19 protein-coding genes are annotated in these 19,268 nt (G+C 70.3%); 14 read left to right on the top strand and 5 right to left on the bottom strand.

Annotated features, from left to right (window positions below; translation table 11 throughout):
* Positions 1 to 64: 64 nt before the first annotated feature.
* The 3 genes from rsmB to def form a co-directional block, all read right to left on the bottom strand.
* Complete coding sequence (gene rsmB, locus BP05_RS04425; RefSeq protein ID WP_496360883.1) at positions 65 to 1,360, bottom strand: 16S rRNA (cytosine(967)-C(5))-methyltransferase RsmB; 1,296 nt, start codon at positions 1,358 to 1,360, stop codon at positions 65 to 67.
* Positions 1,357 to 2,277: a methionyl-tRNA formyltransferase gene (gene fmt, locus BP05_RS04420; RefSeq protein WP_496361508.1), complete on the bottom strand. Its 921-nt coding sequence runs from the start codon at positions 2,275 to 2,277 to the stop codon at positions 1,357 to 1,359. The genes rsmB and fmt overlap by 4 nt, the downstream gene beginning before the upstream one ends.
* 94 nt (positions 2,278 to 2,371) lie before the next feature.
* On the bottom strand, positions 2,372 to 2,893 hold the full coding sequence (def, locus tag BP05_RS04415) for a peptide deformylase (RefSeq protein WP_496360881.1): 522 nt from the start codon (positions 2,891 to 2,893) through the stop codon (positions 2,372 to 2,374).
* Positions 2,894 to 3,169: 276 nt separating this feature from the next.
* On the opposite strand from def, the gene BP05_RS04410 reads away from it, so the two are divergent.
* The 14 genes from BP05_RS04410 to BP05_RS04345 all read left to right on the top strand — a co-directional run bounded on the left by BP05_RS04410 (position 3,170) and on the right by BP05_RS04345 (position 15,915).
* Complete coding sequence (locus tag BP05_RS04410) at positions 3,170 to 4,318, top strand: LysM peptidoglycan-binding domain-containing protein (RefSeq protein ID WP_496360880.1); 1,149 nt, start codon at positions 3,170 to 3,172, stop codon at positions 4,316 to 4,318.
* 185 nt (positions 4,319 to 4,503) lie between these two features.
* Complete coding sequence (dprA, locus tag BP05_RS04405) at positions 4,504 to 5,673, top strand: DNA-processing protein DprA (RefSeq protein WP_496360879.1); 1,170 nt, start codon at positions 4,504 to 4,506, stop codon at positions 5,671 to 5,673.
* Between the two features lie 84 nt (positions 5,674 to 5,757).
* Entirely contained in the window at positions 5,758 to 6,246 is a 489-nt protein-coding gene (locus tag BP05_RS04400; protein WP_496360877.1) for a DUF494 family protein, read from the top strand.
* Between the two features lie 87 nt (positions 6,247 to 6,333).
* On the top strand, positions 6,334 to 7,080 hold the full coding sequence (locus BP05_RS04395) for a GYF domain-containing protein (protein ID WP_496360875.1): 747 nt from the start codon (positions 6,334 to 6,336) through the stop codon (positions 7,078 to 7,080).
* A 16-nt stretch (positions 7,081 to 7,096) separates the two neighbouring features.
* On the top strand, positions 7,097 to 7,822 hold the full coding sequence (locus BP05_RS04390) for a pilin (RefSeq protein WP_496360873.1): 726 nt from the start codon (positions 7,097 to 7,099) through the stop codon (positions 7,820 to 7,822).
* Between the two features lie 10 nt (positions 7,823 to 7,832).
* Positions 7,833 to 8,840, top strand: a complete 1,008-nt coding sequence (locus tag BP05_RS04385; protein WP_496360871.1) for an RDD family protein — start codon at positions 7,833 to 7,835, stop codon at positions 8,838 to 8,840.
* A gap of 185 nt (positions 8,841 to 9,025) precedes the next feature.
* Positions 9,026 to 11,551, top strand: a complete 2,526-nt coding sequence (locus BP05_RS04380; protein ID WP_496360869.1) for a DNA topoisomerase I — start codon at positions 9,026 to 9,028, stop codon at positions 11,549 to 11,551.
* 16 nt (positions 11,552 to 11,567) lie between these two features.
* Entirely contained in the window at positions 11,568 to 12,134 is a 567-nt protein-coding gene (gene tsaC / locus BP05_RS04375) for an L-threonylcarbamoyladenylate synthase type 1 TsaC (protein WP_496360867.1), read from the top strand.
* Between the two features lie 105 nt (positions 12,135 to 12,239).
* On the top strand, positions 12,240 to 12,854 hold the full coding sequence (locus BP05_RS04370; RefSeq protein ID WP_496360865.1) for a DUF1579 domain-containing protein: 615 nt from the start codon (positions 12,240 to 12,242) through the stop codon (positions 12,852 to 12,854).
* 146 nt (positions 12,855 to 13,000) lie between these two features.
* Complete coding sequence (locus tag BP05_RS04365) at positions 13,001 to 13,717, top strand: DUF4124 domain-containing protein (protein WP_496360863.1); 717 nt, start codon at positions 13,001 to 13,003, stop codon at positions 13,715 to 13,717.
* Positions 13,717 to 14,388, top strand: a complete 672-nt coding sequence (locus BP05_RS04360; protein ID WP_496360861.1) for a DUF4124 domain-containing protein — start codon at positions 13,717 to 13,719, stop codon at positions 14,386 to 14,388. Before BP05_RS04365 ends, BP05_RS04360 begins: the two co-directional genes overlap by 1 nt.
* Positions 14,389 to 14,483: 95 nt before the next feature.
* Positions 14,484 to 14,915, top strand: coding sequence for an OsmC family protein (locus tag BP05_RS04355; RefSeq protein WP_496360859.1), 432 nt, complete (start codon positions 14,484 to 14,486; stop codon positions 14,913 to 14,915).
* Entirely contained in the window at positions 14,912 to 15,322 is a 411-nt protein-coding gene (locus BP05_RS04350; RefSeq protein WP_496360857.1) for an OsmC family protein, read from the top strand. The genes BP05_RS04355 and BP05_RS04350 overlap by 4 nt, the downstream gene beginning before the upstream one ends.
* A gap of 20 nt (positions 15,323 to 15,342) precedes the next feature.
* On the top strand, positions 15,343 to 15,915 hold the full coding sequence (locus BP05_RS04345; protein ID WP_496360855.1) for an NADPH-dependent FMN reductase: 573 nt from the start codon (positions 15,343 to 15,345) through the stop codon (positions 15,913 to 15,915).
* Between the two features lie 63 nt (positions 15,916 to 15,978).
* Here the strand turns inward: BP05_RS04345 and BP05_RS04340 are convergent, their stop codons facing one another.
* Together BP05_RS04340 and BP05_RS04335 are read right to left on the bottom strand one after the other, a co-directional pair.
* Entirely contained in the window at positions 15,979 to 18,531 is a 2,553-nt protein-coding gene (locus tag BP05_RS04340) for an ABC transporter permease (protein ID WP_496360853.1), read from the bottom strand.
* Positions 18,528 to 19,262: an ABC transporter ATP-binding protein gene (locus tag BP05_RS04335; RefSeq protein ID WP_496360851.1), complete on the bottom strand. Its 735-nt coding sequence runs from the start codon at positions 19,260 to 19,262 to the stop codon at positions 18,528 to 18,530. Before BP05_RS04335 ends, BP05_RS04340 begins: the two co-directional genes overlap by 4 nt.
* Positions 19,263 to 19,268 lie beyond the last annotated feature (6 nt).

Genomic DNA, 19,268 nt, shown 5'->3' with positions numbered 1-19,268 from the left:
CGTGGCGTGGGAAGCGTGTCGGAGCGGAGTCGTGCGCCACCGCAATGCGGCGCCTGCCTACGCGTCACGGCCCGCGGCGCAGGCGTGCGTAGTAGAACCCATCGGCGTGATTCTCACCGGGCAGGCGCTGGCGTCCCGGCCCGCTCGGGCGGCCGAACCCTTCATCGAGCGCCTCGGCGCGCGCGTCGGGCGTGCGCGCCAGGAAAGCCTCGACCTGCGCTGCGTTCTCCGCCTTCAGCACCGAGCAGGTCGCATACAGCAGCGTGCCGCCGGGCGCGAGCGTGGTCCACAGGCTGTCGAGCAGGCGTGCCTGCGTGGCCAGCAGGGGCGCCAGGTCGGAAGCGCGCCGATGCAGCAGCACGTCCGGCTGCCGGCGCACGATCCCGGTGGCCGAGCAGGGCGCGTCGATCAGGATCGCGTCCAGCGGCGTGCCGTCCCACCAGCTCTCCAGACGGGCCGCATCGGCGGCGAGCAGGCGCGCGCCGGCGCCCACGCGCAGGCGCTCGAAGGTGCCCCGCACGCGCTCCAGGCGCCGGGTGTCCACGTCGAGCGCGATCAGGCGCAGCGAGGGCTCGCGCTCGAGCAGATGCGCGGACTTTCCGCCCGGCGCGGCGCAGGCATCGAGCACGCGCGCGCCCGGCGCCAGCTCCAGCGCATCGGCGACGCGCTGGGCGGAGATGTCCTGCACCGAAACCGCGCCTTCATCGAAGCCGGGCAACTGAGCGACAGCCAGGCTGCCGTCGACGCGCAGTGCGTCGGACCCAACGTCGTCCACCACCGATTCGATGCCGGCGTCGTGCAGGCGCTGGCGGTAGGCATCGCGCGACTGCTGCTGGCGGTTCACGCGCAGCCACAACGGTGGCGTGCACGCGCTGGCCTCGAGGATGGACGCGTACTCCTGCGGCCAGTCCTGCCGCAAGCTGTCGCGCAGCCATTGCGGCCAATGCGCGGATGGATCGCCTGGCGGAATGCCATCGCGCTGCGCGCGACGCAGCAGCGCGTTGACCATGCCGGCCTGGTGAGCGCGCCCCAGCACGCGGGCCGCATCGACGCTGGCTGCCAATGCCGCGTGCGCGGGCAGCCCCAGCGGATCGAGCTGGGCGAAGCCGGCGTAGAGCAGCGCCCGCAGCTCGTCGTCGCGCCGCGCCAATGGACGCGGCACCCAGGCTTTCAGCGCCGCCTCGTAGCGCGCCGGCTGGCGCAGCACGGCAAAGCAGATCGCCTCGACCAGCGCGCGATCGCGCGGGTCGGCCAGCGCCGGCAAGTGCGCCGCCAGCTCCGCCTTGAGCGAACGGCCGCGGTGCAGCACCGCATCGAGCACGCGCGCGGCCGCGGCGCGTGGCGCGGCGCCGGCGCTCACGCGGGCCTCAGGTCGGGACGGCCGTTGAGGTAGTCCGCGGCGGTGATCGCCTTGCCGCCTTCGCGTTGCAACACGCGGATGCGCAGCACGCCCTGTCCGCAGGCGACGTCCAGGCCCTCGCGGCCTGCGCGCAGCAGCGTTCCGGGCACGCCGGCATGGGCTTCGTCGAGCGCGACCGCGCCGTGCAGGCGCAGGCGTTCGCCCGCGACCGTCGCTTCCGCCATCGGCCACGGATTGAACGCGCGCACCTTGTTGGCAAGTGCGGACGCAGGCAGCGACCAGTCCAGCTTCGCCTCGGCCTTGTCGAGCTTGTGCGCGTAGGTGACGCCGGCTTCGGGCTGTGGCGTGGACAGCGGACGCACGCCCGCGCGCAGCAGGCCCAGTCCATCGGCCAGCACCTGCGCACCCAATGCGGCGAGGCGGTCGTGCAGTTGCCCGCCGGTTTCTCCATCGCCGATGGACAGCGACTGCGACAACAGCACCGGCCCGGTGTCGAGCCCTTTTTCCATCTGCATCAGGCACACGCCCGATTCGCGATCGCCGGCTTCGATCGCGCGCTGGATCGGCGCGGCGCCGCGCCAGCGCGGCAGCAGCGAGGCGTGCACGTTCCAGCAGCCGTAGGTGGGAATGTCGAGCACCGATTGCGGCAGGATCAGGCCGTAGGCGACTACCACCATCAGGTCCGGCTGCAGCGCGCGCAGCGCGTCCTTGGAGACGATCGACTTGAAGTTTTCCGGCTGCACGACTTCGATGCCGCGCAGCAGCGCTTCGCGTTTCACCGGCGATGGCGTCAGCTCGCGGCCGCGGCCCGCCGGCCGGTCGGGCTGCGTATAGACAGCGACCACCTCATTGCGCTGCGCGGCGGCGCGCAGGCTGGGCACGGCGAAATCCGGCGTACCGGCAAACACGATTCTCAGGGCCATGGACTATCCGTAGCGTGCGGTTGGCGAGCACGGGTCGCGCCGGGGCCATCGCGGCGCCGGCCAACGACCGCAGAAGCGGCGAATCAGGTCAGGCCGCGTCGCCGGCCAGCCGGCGCTGCTTGGCCAGCTTCTTGCGCACCATCTCGCGCTTGAGCGGCGAGAGGTAGTCGACGAACAGCTTGCCGATCAGGTGGTCCATCTCATGCTGGACGCACACGGCCAAAAGGCCGTCGGCCTGCATCTCGAACGCGGCGCCATCGCGGTCCAGCGCCTGCACCGTGATCTGGTTGGAGCGGGTGACGTCGGCGAAGATGCCAGGCACCGACAGGCAACCTTCCTGATAGACCTGGTCGCCGTCGCGCGCGGTGATCACCGGATTGATGAACACCAGCGGCCGGGTTTTGTCTTCGCTCACGTCTATGACCATGAACGTCTTGTGCACATCGACCTGGCTGGCCGCCAGGCCAATGCCGGGCGCGTCGTACATGGTCTCGAACATGTCGTCGAGCAGGCGCTGGAACGCCGGGTCGGCGATGCCCGCCGGATCGACCGGGGCCGCCTTGGTGCGGAGCCGCGGATCGGGGAATTCAAGGATGGGAAGCAAGGCCATGGTCGGGGTCTCTGGGCCCCCTCCGGCCGAGGGGGAGCCGGATCGTCGCGGGCAACGAAGCGGCGTTGAGGGGAAACATGCAACCGGTCACTGAAGCGCCGTGCGGTCCAGCAGAGGCTTCCCGGGGAAAACGGGGGCCGCGGTCACATCGTCAAGCACAGGTCGGATTGTAACCCCGCCAAGCCCGGGAAAAGCTTGCAAACGCGCGCATCTTCTGGGCTATAGTGCCCGGGCCTGCGGGGAAAACTGGCAAGGGGAATCAGATACATGGCCGCCATGCTTAAACCTATTCGCACGGTTCTTACCGCTGCGTTCCTGACCATCGCCACCGTCGCCGTCGCGCAGGAAATGCGCGGCGATCATCCCGACACCTACACGGTTCGGCGCGGCGACACCCTGTGGGACATCGCGGGCAAGTTCCTCAAGCGCCCGTGGCTGTGGCCGGAGATCTGGCAGGCCAACCCGCAGATCAAGAACCCGCACCTGATCTACCCCGGCGACGTGATCTCGCTGGCCTACCTCGACCGCGTGGCGGTAACGCCCGGCCCGCGCGAGGAAGCGCCGGTCACCGGCGTCCCGCTCAAGGACGTCGAGCCGTTCCTGAAGAACCTGCGGGTCGTCGACGAGTTCGAGGATCTGCCCTACGTGGTCGGCCTCGAGGAGGACCGCCTGCGCGCCTCGCTCGATCAGGTCGCCTACGTGCGCGGCCTTGCCGGCGCCCAGCCGGGCCAGCGCTACGCGATCGTGCGGCCGACGGTCCGCTACAACGCGATCAATCCGAAGCGCTGCTGCGACGTGACCACGACCAAGGCCGAAGACCTCGACTTCCGTGGCCGCACCACCAAGTTCACCGAGCAGCTGTGGCACCACCAGATGCCTGCGGGCAAGGGTGAGTTCCTCGGCTACGAACTGATGCAGATCACCACGGCGACGGTCAGCCGCGTCGAGGCGGGCCAGGTCGAAGCCAGCACGCTGGTCGTCGACCAGGTCGGCCGCGAAGTGCGCGTGGGCGACCGTCTGATTCCGGTCGAGGCACAGCCTTACGACCTGCAGTTCTTCCCGCATCCGCCCAAGCAGGAATTCGCCTACGGCAAGGCCAAGGTGCTTGCGGTGGCGGACATGCTGACCTCCGGCGGCCCGCGCGACGTGGTCGCGCTGTCGGTGGGCGCGCGCGATGGCGTCGACAACGGCACCGTGTTCTCCAGCTGGCGCGTCGGCAGCGATGCCGTGGACCGCGTCGCGGTGGGCGAGGATCGCAGCTACGACACCGTCGGCGGCGGCAACAAGGTGCGCCTGCCGGACGAGTTCGCCGGACACATGATGGTGTTCCGCACCTTCGACAAGGTCAGCTACGCGCTGGTGATGGACAGCATCCGCCCGACCCGCGTCGGTTACGAAGTGAAGCATCCCGACGCTTCGAACTGATCCGCACCAGGAATGACCCGACGGCGCCGCAAGGCGCCGTCTTCGTTTGCGGCGATGCGAACCGCGCACGCACTCGGAGTAGCGGCATCTTCGACACGCCGGCCGCCGCGGCCGGGGAGAACTCCTACGCCGGATCGCGCCCTTGCCCGGCGGCGCAGCCCCGATCGGCCGCCTAGCCTAGGCCAATGCACGACGACGACATCGATGGGCTGTTGCGCCTGGTGGCCGCCGGCGGCGCGGCTGCCCCGCGCAAGGCCCTGCTGGACCACTTCCCCACCCCGCGCACCGCCGTGGCGGCCGGCGTTGCCGCGTGGCGCGCCTACAACCTGTCGGAAGCGCAGGCCCTGGCCCTGCGCAAGCCCGACCAGGAACGACTGGAATCCGCCCGACGCTGGTTGTCGCAACCCGATCATCACCTCCTCGGCTGGAGCGATGCCGACTATCCGCCGCTGTTGCGGCGCAGCCCCAATGCCCCGCTGGCGCTGTTCGTGGCGGGCGACGCCACGCTGCTGTGGCATCCCTCGATCGCGATCGTGGGCAGCCGTGCCGCCACGCCGGGCGGACGGGACAACGCCGCGCTGTTTGCCCGCCGCTTCTCCGCGGCAGGATTCGCGGTGACCAGCGGCCTCGCGGCCGGGATCGACGTTGCCGCGCACGAGGCCACGCTGGCAGCGGGCGGGCGGACGCTCGCCGTCATGGGGACCGGACCGGACGTGCCCTACCCCCGCGCGCACGTCGATGTGCACGCGCGCATCACCGCCTCCGGGGCGATCGTCAGCGAACATCTGCCCGGTACCGGCGCGCGGGCCGAACACTTTCCCAGCCGCAACCGCATCCTGGCCGGCCTGGCCTTGGGGACGCTGGTGATCGAAGCCGCCGAGCGCTCCGGGGCGCTGATTACCGCGCGCCTGGCAGCGGAGGCGGGCCGCGAGGTGTTCGCCGTCCCGGGCTCGATCCACAATCCACTGGCGCGCGGCTGCCATCGCCTGATCCGCGACGGGGCCGTGCTGGTGGAATGCGCCGAGGAGGTCATCGCTGCGCTCGCCCCCGCGGCCGGCGATCTCGCCCTGGCCTTGCGACAGCGTCTGGGCGGCCATACATCGACGCCAACGCCGCTCCAATCGGCGCCCGTCGCCGATCTTTGGAGCGACCCTACCGTGCTCCCGAACGAGCCGGCCAGCGACGACCGTGACTACCAGAAGTTGTGGAAGGCCCTCGGTCATGACCCTACAGATATGGACCAGCTGGTCGATCGGACTGGATTGACGCCTGCCGCACTGTCCTCCATGCTCCTGCTCATGGAGCTTGACGGCCGGGTAGCAAAGCAGCACGGCCGGTATCACCGGAGTCGTTGATCCGCCCTGTGAGGTACGGTTCTTGCGGCACCCAAGTAAGCCCCAACCCGCCCATCGCGCCGCCTGCGGCGCAGGCCGAGGGAAATGAAAGAGAGCATCCTGGACGTCCTGCTGTACCTGTTCGAGCACTACTTCACCGAGGACGCCGACCTCGTCCGCGACCACGATTCGCTCCGTAGCGGCCCCCTGTTCGAGGAGCTCGGCCAAGCCGGCTTCAGCCCGGCCGAAATCAACAAGGCCTTCGAGTGGCTCGACGCGCTGGCTTCGCAGCGCCCGAGCACGGCCACACCGCGCGCCGATGGTCCTACCCGCGTCTACTTCGGCCCCGAGCTGGACAAGCTGGACGTCGAATGCCGGGGTTTCCTGCTGTTCCTCGAGCAGCACGGCATCCTCGACGCCGACCAGCGCGAGCTGGTGCTCGACCGCGCCATGGCCCTGGACCAGGACGAGCTCGACCTCGACGACCTGAAGTGGGTCGTGCTGATGGTGCTGTTCAACCAGCCGGGCAGCGAGGCTGCGTATGCCTGGATGGAGACCCAGATGTTCGCGGACGAGCCCGAACCGGTACATTAGTCACGCTTTTGCCGCCGCCGCACCCCGGGGAGGGAGCGCGGGGAGCGGCGAGTGACCGGTTTCAGGGGCGAGCCTCGGGGGGAGGCGATGATCGACTGGTACTACCACGCACCCGGCGAGGGGCGCGTCGGGCCGCTGTCGGCCGACGGACTGCGCAAGCGCTACCAGGACCGCGTGATCCGGCCCGACACCCTGGTGTGGCACGACGGCCTGCCCGAGTGGCAGCCGCTGCAGCGCGTCGCCGCCGAGATCGGCCTCGGGCGCCTGCGGCAGGACGCGACGTTCCCGCCGCCGTTGCCGAACGTTGCCGCGGCGTTGCCCGCAGCTCCGCCCGCCCGCGCCGTAGCGCGCGGCAAGTATTCGCGCGCGCCGTTGCGGCGGAAGAAGACCCTCGCCCCGGGTGCGATCGCACTCATTGTCATCGCGATCATCGCGATTCCCGGGGTGATGATCATGGCGTCGGTCATGCTCCCCAACTACAAGGATTACGCGCGGCGCGCGACCAGGCTGGGCGCCATCGAGGGCCTCTCGAACGGCCTGAAAGAGGTGGTCACCGACCATGTCGTGCGCACGGGTCGCTGTCCCGACAACGAGGACGCCCGGCTGCAAACACTTCGGCGCGAGATCCGCACGCGCTTCTCGATGGACGTGCGCTTCACCGGCACGGGTAACGCCTGCGCGTTCGAAGTCGCGATCGAGGCCGACGGCGAATCGATCCATGGCAAGGCGCTGCGCTTCGAGGGTCGTCCCAGTGCCAGTGGCTTCACCTGGGTCTGCCGCGGCGGCGACATGCCCAGGCCCTACCGGCCCATTGAATGCCGCGCTGGCGGCTGATCCAGGAGAATCGCCGATGACCCAGTGGTACTACGCCGACGACACGCGCAACCGCGTCGGCCCGATTTCCGGCGAAGAGCTGCGCGAGCACTACCGCGAGCGCCGGGTGCGCCGCGACAGCCTGGTGTGGTGCGACCGCATGGTGCAGTGGCTGCCGCTGGAACGCCTGGCAATCGAACTCGACATCGATTCGGTCACGCCCGATGCCGCGCTCCCGCCGCCGTTGCCCGCCCGGGGTCCCCTGCCGGTGCAGCCCGTTCGTGCGACCCAGTCCGCCCGCGCCGCCGCGCCGAAGAAGGGCATGTCCGGCTGCCTGGTCGCGCTGCTGGTCTGCGGGGTGGTGGCGATTCCGGCGGTGGGGATTCTCGCCGCGATCGCGCTTCCGGCCTACAACGATTACGTGCAGCGCGCGAAGGTCGCCGAAGTGCTGGCATCGGTGGCTGCGCTCAAGCTGTCCGTGGCCGAGCACCACGCGCGCGCCGGCCGCTGCCCCGACAACGACAGCGGCGAGATCGCGCCGCTGGTGGCGCAACTGACGCAGGGCCCGCGCGTGCAGGCCGTGCGCGTGGGCACGCTGGAAGGCGGTCGCTGCGCGTTCGAAGTGACCCTGCGCGGCCTCGGCGCGCAGGATGGCAAGACGATATTGTTCGAAGCGAATAGAGACGCTTCGCAATGGGACTGCAGCGGCGGCGACCTGCCGTCCCGCTACCGCCCGATGCAATGCCGCCCCGACCCGACCTGAGTACGCCTACATGAGCCAGTGGTATTACAGCGATTACGAACGCAACCGCCTCGGCCCCGTCGCCGCGAGCGATCTCGCCGAACTGCACCACGCCGGCCAACTGCGGCCGGATACCCTGGTCTGGCGTGAGGGCATGCCGCAGTGGCGCGCCTGGCGCGAGGTGATGGCGCAAGCCCTCAACGAGGCGGCAGGCCGCACGACGCCGGAAGCCGTACCGCTGTCGGCGGGCGTGAATCCGTACGCGATGGCCGAACCGCTGCACGTGGCGCCCGCCGCCGCGGTTGCGGCCGGCGGCGCACCGTCGCTGGGCACGCTCTCCGCCAACGCCACCCTCGGCGCGGGCGCGAACCCGTACGCGATGGCGGAGCCGCTGTCGCCTTACGCGCCACCGCGGGCCGCGGTGCATGGCGGCACCGACTACGTGGCCGACGGCCATGTCGTCTACGCGGGCTTCTGGAAGCGGGTCGCGGCCTCGGTCATCGACAGTTTCGTGCTGATGGTGGTGATCTTCATCCTGGCGATGGCGATCGGCGTGTCCGGCGCGGTGATGGGCAGCGATCCCGCGCGCGGCCTGTCCGGCACCGGCATGGCCACGCTGGGCCTGTTCTACCTGCTCGAGATCGTCGGGCTCGCCCTGTATTTCGCCATGATGCACGCCTCCGGCCTGCAGGCGACGCTCGGCAAGCTGGCCGTGGGCATCAAGGTCGTGGACGACGACGGCGACCGGATCAGTTTCTGGCGCGGCATCGGCCGTTACTTCGCCTACCTGCTCAGCAGTTTCACTCTTTGCATCGGCTACATCCTGGCCGCGTTCACCGACCGCAAGCGTGCCCTGCACGACATGATGTGCAGCACCCTGGTGGTCGACCGTTGGGCATACACGTCCCACCCGGAACGCCAGCGCGAGGAACTGGGCACCGTGACCATCGTGGTGCTGGTCCTGGGCGCCCTCGCCGTGATCGCCTACATCGGCCTGATCGTCGCCTTGGTCGCCAGCATGGCCGCCATGGGACACTGACCGCGCGGGAGCGTCCCGTTCACGTTCCCGGCGGCCTCGGCTTGACAGCCCGGGCCGCCACGTGATTCCACTAAAAAAGGAAATCACCCCGACGCCCGTGGCCCCCGGCCCCGGGCGTTGCCTTCTCTGCTGTCGTTTGGCGTTCCTCCCCGATAGCCCGGGAACGCCCGGAACCGGACTCCCCCATGGCCAAGAACCTCCTCATCGTCGAGTCGCCCGCCAAGGCCAAGACGATCAACAAGTACCTGGGCAAGGACTTCACCGTCCTGGCCAGCTACGGCCATGTGCGCGATCTGGTGCCCAAGGAGGGCGCGGTCGACCCCGACCGCGGCTTCGCCATGCGCTACGACCTGATCGACAAGAACGAGAAGCACGTCGACGCCATCGCCAAGGCCGCCAAGGGCGCCGAGCACCTGTTCCTGGCGACCGACCCGGACCGCGAGGGCGAGGCGATCAGCTGGCACATCGCGGAGATCCTCAAGGAGCGCGGCCTGCTCAAGGACAAGACCCTGCAGCGCGTGGTGTTCACCGAGATCACGCCGCGCGCGATCAGGGAGGCGATGACCCAGCCACGCGACATCGCCAGCGACTTGGTCGACGCGCAGCAGGCGCGCCGCGCCCTTGACTACCTGGTCGGCTTCAACCTGTCGCCGGTCCTGTGGCGCAAGGTCCAGCGCGGTCTGTCCGCCGGCCGCGTGCAGTCGCCGGCACTGCGCATGATCGTGGAGCGCGAGGAGGAGATCGAAGCCTTCGTCGCCCGCGAGTACTGGACCGTCGAAGCCGAATGCGCGCATGCCACGCAGGCATTCACCGCCAAGCTGACCAAGCTCGACGGCAAGAAGGTCGAGCAGTTCACGATCACCAATACCGAGGACGCCGAAGCCGCGCGCCAGCGCCTGGTCAAGGCCGCCGGCAGCGCGCTGCACGTCACCGACGTCGCCAGCAAGGAGCGCAAGCGCCGCCCCGCGCCGCCCTTCACCACCTCGACCCTGCAGCAGGAAGCCGCGCGCAAGCTCGGCTTCACCACGCGCAAGACCATGCAGGTCGCGCAGAAGCTGTACGAGGGCGTGGCGATCGGCGATGAGGGCACGGTCGGCCTGATCACCTACATGCGTACCGACTCGGTCAACCTGTCGCAGGACGCGCTGGTCGAGATCCGCGACGTGATCGCGCGCGATTACGGCACGCGCGCGCTGCCGGACAAGCCCAACACCTACACCACCAAGTCGAAGAACGCGCAGGAAGCGCACGAGGCGGTGCGCCCGACCTCCGCGCTGCGCACGCCTGCGCAGGTCGCGCGCTTCCTCAGCGACGACGAGCGCAAGCTGTACGAGCTGGTGTGGAAGCGCGCCGTCGCCTCGCAGATGGTGCCGGCCACGCTCAACACCGTGTCGGTCGACCTGGCCGCGGGCAACGAGCACAGCTTCCGCGCCTCGGGCACCACCGTGGTCGACCCGGGCTTCCTCGCCGTGTACGAGGAAGGCAAGGACAGCAAGGCCGCCGAGGACGAGGACGAGGGCCGCAAGCTGCCGGCGATGAAGATCGGCGACCGCGTCCCGCTCGATCGCATCCATGCCGACCAGCATTTCACCCAGCCGCCGCCGCGCTTCACCGAAGCGGCGCTGGTGAAGGCGCTCGAGGAGTACGGCATCGGCCGTCCGTCCACCTACGCCTCGATCATCCAGACCCTGCTGTTCCGCAAGTACGTCGAGATGGAAGGCCGCAGCTTCCGTCCATCCGATGTCGGCCGCGCGGTGTCGAACTTCCTCAGCAGCCACTTCACCCGCTACGTCGACTACGACTTCACCGCCAAGCTCGAGGACGAACTCGACGCGGTCTCGCGCGGCGAGGAGGATTGGATCCCGCTGATGGAGAAGTTCTGGGGCCCGTTCAAGGAACTGGTGGCCGAGAAGACCGAATCGGTCGACCGCAGCGAGGCCACCGGCGCGCGCGAACTCGGCACCGATCCCAAGTCCGGCAAGCCGGTCAGCGTGCGACTGGGCCGTTTCGGGCCGTACGCGCAGATCGGCGACAAGGACACCGACGAGAAGCTGGAATTCGCCTCGCTGCGGCCCGGCCAGTCGATGCACACGATCACGCTGGAGGACGCGGTCGAGCTGTTCAAGCTGCCGCGCAAGCTCGGCGAGAGTGACGGCCACGAAGTCAGCGTCGGGATCGGCCGCTTCGGCCCGTTCGCCAAGCGCGGCAGCGTGTACGCGTCGCTGAAGAAGGAAGACGACCCGTACACGATCGACCTCGCCCGCGCGGTGTTCCTGATCGAGGAGAAGGAAGAGATCGCGCGCAACCGCATCATCAAGGAATTCCCCGGCAGCGAGATCCAGGTGCTCAACGGCCGTTTCGGTCCGTACCTGTCGGACGGCAAGCTCAACGGCCGCATCCCCAAGGATCGCGAGCCGGCCTCGCTGACGCTGGAGGAAGCGCAGCAGTTGATGGAAACCACCGGCAAGCCGATGCGCGGCCGCTTCGGCAAGAAGGCCACGGCGAAGAAGGAACCGGCGGCGAAGAAGGCGGTGGTGAAGAAGGCGGCAGCCACCAAGGCCGTCGCGAAGAAGGCGCCGGCCAAGAAAGCGGCGAAAAAAACCGCCAAGAAGGCGGCGAAGAAGACCACCAAGGCGGCCAGCAAGAATGTAGCCAAGAAGGCGGCCAAGAAGGTCGCCCGCAAGGCTGCGGCCGACAAGCCGCCGTTCTGAGGCAGGGCGCGCAGGGATGAGCACCGCCGCACTTTCGATCAGCGACGCCGTCACCGCTTTGCAACGCGGCGGCGTCCTCGCCTATCCGACCGAGGCCGTGTGGGGACTGGGCTGCGACCCGTTCGACCAGGCGGCGGTGCTGCGCCTGCTCACCATCAAGCAGCGCGACGTCGCCAAGGGCCTGATCCTGATCGCGGCCACGCGCGCGCAACTGGACGCGCTGCTCGACTGGAGCGCGTTGCCCGCTGATCGGATCGCCGCGGTCGATGCGAGCTGGCCCGGCCCCAACACCTGGATCGTGCCCGCGACCGCGCGGGTGCCCGAGTGGATCACTGGCGCGCACCGCGGCGTCGCGGTGCGCGTCAGCGCCCATCCGATCGTGGCGGCCCTGTGCGAAAACTTTGGCGGTCCGCTGGTCTCCACCAGCGCCAACCGCGCGGGCCAGCCACCCGCGTTCGCGCGCGACGCGCTCGATCCCGCGCTGCTCGCGCAACTGGATGGCGTATGCATCGGCGAAACCGGTGGCCTGGCCGCGCCCACCGCGATCCGCGACGCCGCGACAGGCGCGGTGCTGCGGTTCTGATCGCTCCGCGCGGGCGCACGATCCGGCGAACATCGCGTTAACGCAGCGCGGCGTAGCGTTCGCCCCCCGGCCGCAGCCGCGGCCCGAACCCAGGGAGAGGACCCGATGAAGATCCGTCAGCTCGCCGCGCTCACGCTTGGCTGCCTGCTCGCCACCACGGCATTCGCCAAGGACAAGAAGGCCGCCACCCCGCCGCAGATGACGCCGCAGCAGCAGGCGATGATGGAGGCATGGCAGAAGGCGGCCACGCCCAACGAAAAGCACAAGCAGCTGCTCGCCGAATTCGAGGGCACCTGGAACACGAAGATGACCTCGTGGATGGACCCCTCGGCGCCGCCGTCGATCGAGACCGGCAAGTCGGTCAACACCGCGGTGCTGGGCGGCCGCCAGCTGCGCATGGACTACAGCGGGCAGGTCATGGGCCAGCCGTTCGAAGGCGTCGGCTACACCGGCTACGACAACGTTACCGGCAAGTACTTCAGCACGTGGTCCGACAACATGTCGACTGGCTTGTTCGTGTCCGAGGGCGAGTATGACCCGGCCAGCAAGAGCTACACCTACAACGGGCAGATGCCGGACCCGATGAAGAACGGCGCCCTGGTCCCGGTGCGCGAAACCGTGCGCATCGTCGACAAGGACCACGTCAACTTCGAGATGTACGAGACGCGCGACGGCAAGGAATCCAAGACCATGCAGATCGAGTACACGCGGGCGAAGTGAGTCCGCCGCGCCATTGGATCGACAGGGCCGGGCGACCGGCCCTGTTGCTTTGCGCCCCGGGGTAGGTCGCGGCGAACGGCTGAACCCGCAACAACATCCACCACGCTGCGCTTCCCACTACCGGCCGCCGGGCGCAAGATGCCGCCATGACGCGCACCGGCCGCCTGCTGCTCCCTTCCATCGCCGCCTGCGCGCTGCTGGCGATGGCGCAGGCGCGCGCCGGCGAGGTCACCATCTACCGCTGCACCGACGCCAAGGGCGCCCTCACCCTGCGCGACACGCCCTGTCGTGCCGGCGAGAAGCAGGAAGCGCGCAGCATGGTGCGGCCGACCGACCCGCCCCCCCGCGCCACGCCCGCGCCGGCACCCGCCGCGCCGCGTCCCGGCAACGAACCCGCGCCGCGCTACGTTGTGATCACGCCGCCGCAGCCGTTGTACGAATGCGTCGGCCCCGATGGCGAACGCTACGCCAGCGACAGCGGCGAAGGCCGCGCGCGCTGGGAACCGCTGTGGACGTTCGGCTATCCCGCCCTGCCGGTGCGCAGCGGCGGCGGCTTGAGCGCCGACGTCGGTTTCCGCAGCGGCGACGTCCGTGGCCGCGTCCGCATCGGCGATCCGGGCCCGCATGACGGTCGGCGTCCGCCGCACCCCTCGACGGTGCTCGTGCCGGCGGTGCCCACGGGGCAATGGGTGCACGACGAATGCCATCGCCTGCCGCAAGCCGAAGTCTGCGACCGCCTGCGCGACGAGCGCTACGAACTGAACCGCCGCTGGAACATCGCCCAGCCCAGTGAGCGCGCGCAGATCGACCGCGAAACCCGCGGCATCGACGCACGCCTGGCCAACGACTGCGGAGACAGTTGATGCCCGTTACTTTCCGTTACCGCCGCGCCGTCGCGCTCGGCCTCGCCCTCCTTTGCGCGGCGCCCGTCGCATCGGCGCAAGGCGTGGTGATCTACCGCTGCACCGACGCCAGTGGGGCGCTCACGATCCAGAACGGCACGCCCTGCCCCAAGGGCAGCAAGCAGGAGCGCCGGGTGATCGAATCGGCGCCTGCGTCGTCCGCGCCGCCGTTCGTGCTGTCGCCCAAGCCGCGGCCGGTCGTTGCCGCGCCGCCGCCGCGTACGCTGACGGCACCGCCGCCGCCCGCGCCGGCGCCCGCACCGGAAGGCGACGAGGCGCCGGCCATCGCCGATGGCGATCGCCTGCCGCCGCCGTGGCTGTACGAGTGCCGTACCTACAACGACGACAGCTACCTCAGCGACAGCGGCGAGCCGGCGCCGCGCTGCGTCACGCTCACCACCACCGGACTGGGCGGGCTGATCGAAAGCGGCAACAACACCTCCGCCTGCGAGATGAAGATCGACCAGTGCCAGCGCGTCCCCGATGGCGCGTTGTGCGATGCCTGGCGCAAGCGCCTGCGCCAGGCCGAGTCGGCGCTGCGCTTCGGCGTCAGCGAGGACCGGGCGAAGGCGCAGGCGGAAGTGCAGCGGCTGACGCGGGTCGTGCGCGAGAGCACCTGCGCGAAGTCGTAACCGCCGCGACGTGCACGAAAGAGCGTTCCGCGGCCGCGGTTTCCGCCGCGGGCCGGGATGGCGTAACGTCCCGCCAGCGTCGTCGGGAGTGCTCCATGAAGAAGGTCAACCTTGCCTCGGTCGTTTCCACCGGCACCGATTACCTCCATCGCATCCACGTCGGCCACCATGACCTGGACACCGACGAGCCCAAGGCCCTGGGCGGACAGGGCGCGGCGCCCGGCCCCTTCGACTACTACCTCGCCTCGCTGTCGGCCTGCACCGCGATCACCCTGCGCATGTACGCGCAGCGCAAGGGCTGGAACCTGGGCGAATTCCGCGCCGAACTCGCGCTCAGCTTCGACGACGACGGCAAGCCGCACGTACATCGAACCCTGCATTCGGACCAGCCGCTGGACGATGCGCAGTGGAACCGCCTGCTCGAGATCGTCGCCAACACGCCCGTGACGAAGGCGATGCGCGAAGGCGCGGTCATCACCAGCGCGCGCGGCGACGCGCACGCGGGCAGCGAGGACCGCAGCGCATGAGCACCATCTCCACCGTCCACGCCCGCAGCGGTGCCACGCCCTATACGGTCACGCTGACCGACGATCTCGCCCACACCTGGCTGGGCGACGAACCCGCCGACAAGGGCGGCGGCAACATCGGCCCCGATCCCACGCGCCTGCTGCTGTCGAGCCTGGGCGCGTGCACGGTGATCACGCTGCAGATGTACGCCGCGCGCAAGCAGTGGCCGCTCGCGGGCGTCGAGGTCGAGCTGCAGTTCAATCCCGCGGGCAAGCCCGCCAGCGGCACCGACATCACCCGCCGCATCGTGCTGCAGGGCGAACTCGACGAGGCGCAGCGCACGCGCCTGCTGCAGATCGCCAACGCCTGCCCGATCCACAACGTGCTGGTCGGTGAAGTCCGCATCGACACCAGCCTGGTCGCCTGAACACTTACCGGAGTCCGCACATGGTCAGGATCCTCGGCATTTCCGGCAGCCTGCGCGCGCGCTCCTTCAACACCGCGCTTCTGCACGCCGCACAGGCGCTCGCCGGCGACGACGTGCAACTGGAAGCGGCGACGCTGCACGGCATCCCGCTGTACGACGGCGACGCCGAGCAGCGCGACGGCCTGCCGGCCACCGTGGTCGCGCTGAAGGAACGCGTGGTCGCCAGCGACGGCGTGCTGCTGTGCACGCCCGAGTACAACAACGGCATCCCGGGCGTGTTCAAGAACGCGATCGACTGGCTGTCGCGGCCCGCGGACGACATTCCGCGCGTGTTCGGCGATCGCCCCTTCGCCGTGATCGGCGCCTCGCCCGGTGGCTTCGGCACCATCCTCGCGCAGAACGCGTGGCTGCCGGTGCTGCGCACGCTGCGCGTGCGCTACTGGTCGGGAGGCCGCCTGCAGGTGTCGCGCGCGCACACGCTGATGGATGCCGAGGGCAACCTGGCGGACGAGGCCACGCGCAAGCAGCTGGGCGAATTCGTCGCCGGCTTCGCGCGCTTCATCGCGCCGCGACCAGACGCGCTTGCGAGGTGATGGAGCGCGCCGCAGCGCGCTTGAAGCCCCGCGTCACGGCGCCGTCGATCGCTGGAGCGACGGTTAGCCCTGCAACTCCCGCAAGGTCACGCTCGGCGGCGCATCCAGCACGCGCCGCGTGGCGAACAGGCCGGCGGCCAGCGCCGCGAGCGTGCCCAGGCCACCGCCCGCCGCGGCGAGCATCCAGTCCGGCTGCCACGGCAGGTCGAAGACGCGATCGGCGATGACGCCCGAGAGCAGCGAGGCCGCGATCGCCGCGACCAGGCCCGCGATGAGGCCGATCGCCGCGAACTCGGAGGCCTGCGCGAGGCGCAGCTGCAGGCGGCTGCCGCCGAGCACGCGCATCACCCCGCCTTCGAGCAGGCGTTCGTCCTGGCTCGCGCTGATCGCCGCCATCAGCACCAGCAGGCCGGCGGCGAGCGACAGCCAGAACACCACCTGCACCACGCGCGAGACCTGGTCGCCGGTTGCGCGCACCTGCTTGAGCACCGCGTCGACGTCGATCACCGACAGGTTCGGGAAACGCTCCACCAGTCGCGCGGTGAAACGCGTCGCCTGCGGCGGCACGCTGACCGCGGTGATGTAGCTGGCCGGCAGGCCGTCGAGCGCGCCGGGCGAGGCGATGACGAAGAAGTTGGGACGGAAGCTCTCCCACTCCACGCTGCGCAGGCTGGTGATCGGCGCCTCCAGGCGCTGGCCGGCGACGTCGAAGGCGATGCGGTCGCCGATCTTCCAGCCCAGCGAGGCAGCGAAGTCCTCCTCCACCGAGAACTGCGCCGGCACGCGCGCGCCGGCTTTCCAGAACTGGCCCGCGACGATCTTGTTGTCGTCGCGCAGCGCGCTCGCGCTGGACAGGTTGAACTCGCGTTCGCTGCGTCGCTGCGCGCGCACCTCGTCGTCGTCCTGCGGCGGCGCGGCGCCGCTGCGTGCCGCGTTCGCGATCGCCTGGCCGTTATGCGCGATGAGACGCCCGCGCACCATCGGATACAGCGTCGGCGCGGCAATGCCCTGCGCGGCGACGAATGCGCGCAGCGGCTGCACCTGGTCGTCCTGCACGTTGATGATGAAGCGGTTGGGCGCGTCCTGCGCCAGCGACAGCTGCCAGCGGTCGAGCAGGTCGGTGCGCACGAAGGTGAGCAACAGCAGCGCCATCAGGCCGAGGCCGAGCGCGGATACCTGGGCGATGCTGGTGGCGGCACGACGACTGACGTTGGCCAGGCCGTAGCGCAGGCTGCCGCGCAGGCGCGGGCGCAGGTGGCGCACCGCGAGGATCAGCAGCCAGGCGAGCACGGCCAGCGCCGCGAAGGTGGCGCCGATGCCGACCAGCATCGCCAGGCCGAGCGTGGCCGAGCCCGCCTTCCACCACAGCAGCGCGGCCAGGCCGCCGATGCCGGCGAGCGCGACCAGCCAGGCGCTGGGCTCGGCGGCGTCGAGATCGCGGCGCAGCACGCGCAGTGCCGACACGCGGCGCAGCGCCAGCACCGGCGGCGCGCCGAATGCGAGCAGTACCACCAGGCCGACGCCGAGCCCCTGCAAAGCGGGCAGCCAGCCCGCCGCCGGAATCGACAGCGACAGCGTGCGCGCGAGCCAGCCGCCCAGCGCCCACTGCACGACGAAGGCGAGCGCGATGCCGATCACGCTGGCAATCGCGCCCAGCAGCAACAGTTCGCCGACGTGGATGCCCACCAGCGTGCGCTGGCTTGCGCCGAGGCAACGCATCACCGCCGCGCCCGAGAGATGGCGCGCACTGTGCCGGCGCGCGGCCATGGCGACCGCGACCGCGGCGAGCACCACCGACACCAGCGCGGCGAGGCCGAGGAAACGGCCGGCGCGGTCGAGCGCGGAGCGGATTTCCGGGCGCGCCTGGCCGATGGTTTCCAGGCGCTGGCCGCGGCCGAGCGCGGGCCGCACGGTGGCGACGAAGCGTTCGACCGCGCCGGCGTTGCCCGCGACCACCAGGCGGTAGCCGACGCGACTGCCTTCCTGCACCAGTCCGGTCGCGGGCAGGTCGGCGAGATTGAGGAAAACCTTGGGCGCGACGTTGAAGTAGTCGAGCGAGGCGTCCGGTTCCTGCGCGACCAGCGCCGCCAGGCGCAGCGACGCATCGCCCAGGCGCACGCTGTCGCCGATCGCCGCGCCCAGCGTGTCGGCGCCGGCGCGGCTCATCCACACCGTCCCGCGCGCGGGAACGGCGTGCGCATCGTGTTCGACCTTGCCGGCATCGAGCAGGCGGAAGGTGCCGCGCAGCGGGAAGCCCGGGCCCAGCGCGCGCAGGTCGCCCAGGCGCAGGCTGTCGGCATCGCCCGGCGCCGCGCCGGCGCGGACCACGCGGATCATCGAGTTGAGTTCCACCGTGTCGGTGGCGCGAAGGCCGTCGGCTTTGGTCGCGTTGCGCACGGCGCCGGTGATCGGCGCATCGCCGCGCACGACCGCATCGCCACCCATCAGGCGATTGGCCTCGATCGCGAGCGCGCGCCCGGCACGGTCGGTGACGAAGCCGACCGCGGTCACCGCGAACACCGCCAAGGCGAGCGCGGCGAGCAGGATGCGGATGTCGCCGGCCTTGAGGTCGCGCCGCAACTGGCGCCACGCGAGCGCGACGAACGACAGGGTCACGACTGCACCAGCCGGCCGCCATCCAGGCGCAGCAGGCGGTGGCAGCGCTGCGCGAGGTGTTCGTCGTGGGTTACCAGCACCAGCGTCGTGCCCGCGGCGGCGTTGAGTTCGAACAGCAGTTCGATGATCGCCTGGCCGGTGCGCGTGTCGAGGTTGCCGGTGGGTTCGTCCGCGAACAGCAGCGATGGCCGGGTGACGAAGGCGCGCGCCAGGGCGACGCGCTGCTGCTCGCCACCGGACAACTGGCGCGGGTAGTGGCCCAGGCGCTCGCCCAGGCCGACCCGCGCCAGGATCGCGCGCGCCGGCGTCTCCGCGTCGGCGTCGCCGCGCAGCTCCAGCGGCAGCATCACGTTCTCCAGTGCGGTGAGCGACGGCAACAACTGGAAGCTCTGGAACACGAAGCCGACCTTCTCGGCGCGCACCTGCGCGCGGCCGTCCTCGTCGAGTTCCGACATCGGGTGGCCCTCGAGCACGACCCGGCCGCGGCTGGGCACGTCCAGGCCCGCCATCAGCGCGAGCAGCGTGCTCTTGCCGGAGCCGGACGCGCCCACGATCGCGACCGCATCGCCGCGCGCGATGCGGAAGCCGACGTCATCGAGGATGGTCAACTCGCCCGCGGGCAGGGGCACGCGCTTGCCCAACTGGCTGACTTCCAGCGCATGTGCGGCGGTGGGCGCTTGGGCGACCATGGCAGCGTCGGCTTGAAGCGACGACGGATCGGCTCTATTCATCATCGA

The sequence above is a fragment of the Lysobacter oryzae DSM 21044 genome, from assembly GCF_059568595.1.
The sequence above is the reverse complement of the archived record's forward strand: the minus strand, read 5'-3'. Positions and strand labels throughout refer to the sequence as shown.

Excerpts from the sequence above, each read along its gene's own strand:
- BP05_RS04400 (WP_496360877.1), top strand. The coding sequence starts at position 5,758 with ATGAAAGAGAGCATCCTGGACGTCCTGCTGTACCTGTTCGAGCACTAC.
- BP05_RS04370 (WP_496360865.1), top strand. The coding sequence starts at position 12,240 with ATGAAGATCCGTCAGCTCGCCGCGCTCACGCTTGGCTGCCTGCTCGCC.
- BP05_RS04410 (WP_496360880.1), top strand. The coding sequence starts at position 3,170 with ATGCTTAAACCTATTCGCACGGTTCTTACCGCTGCGTTCCTGACCATC.
- BP05_RS04335 (WP_496360851.1), bottom strand. The coding sequence starts at position 19,262 with ATGAATAGAGCCGATCCGTCGTCGCTTCAAGCCGACGCTGCCATGGTC.
- BP05_RS04385 (WP_496360871.1), top strand. The coding sequence starts at position 7,833 with ATGAGCCAGTGGTATTACAGCGATTACGAACGCAACCGCCTCGGCCCC.
- def (WP_496360881.1), bottom strand. The coding sequence starts at position 2,893 with ATGGCCTTGCTTCCCATCCTTGAATTCCCCGATCCGCGGCTCCGCACC.
- dprA (WP_496360879.1), top strand. The coding sequence starts at position 4,504 with ATGCACGACGACGACATCGATGGGCTGTTGCGCCTGGTGGCCGCCGGC.
- BP05_RS04380 (WP_496360869.1), top strand. The coding sequence starts at position 9,026 with ATGGCCAAGAACCTCCTCATCGTCGAGTCGCCCGCCAAGGCCAAGACG.
- tsaC (WP_496360867.1), top strand. The coding sequence starts at position 11,568 with ATGAGCACCGCCGCACTTTCGATCAGCGACGCCGTCACCGCTTTGCAA.
- BP05_RS04360 (WP_496360861.1), top strand. The coding sequence starts at position 13,717 with ATGCCCGTTACTTTCCGTTACCGCCGCGCCGTCGCGCTCGGCCTCGCC.
- BP05_RS04395 (WP_496360875.1), top strand. The coding sequence starts at position 6,334 with ATGATCGACTGGTACTACCACGCACCCGGCGAGGGGCGCGTCGGGCCG.
- BP05_RS04365 (WP_496360863.1), top strand. The coding sequence starts at position 13,001 with ATGACGCGCACCGGCCGCCTGCTGCTCCCTTCCATCGCCGCCTGCGCG.
- BP05_RS04390 (WP_496360873.1), top strand. The coding sequence starts at position 7,097 with ATGACCCAGTGGTACTACGCCGACGACACGCGCAACCGCGTCGGCCCG.
- BP05_RS04355 (WP_496360859.1), top strand. The coding sequence starts at position 14,484 with ATGAAGAAGGTCAACCTTGCCTCGGTCGTTTCCACCGGCACCGATTAC.
- BP05_RS04345 (WP_496360855.1), top strand. The coding sequence starts at position 15,343 with ATGGTCAGGATCCTCGGCATTTCCGGCAGCCTGCGCGCGCGCTCCTTC.
- BP05_RS04350 (WP_496360857.1), top strand. The coding sequence starts at position 14,912 with ATGAGCACCATCTCCACCGTCCACGCCCGCAGCGGTGCCACGCCCTAT.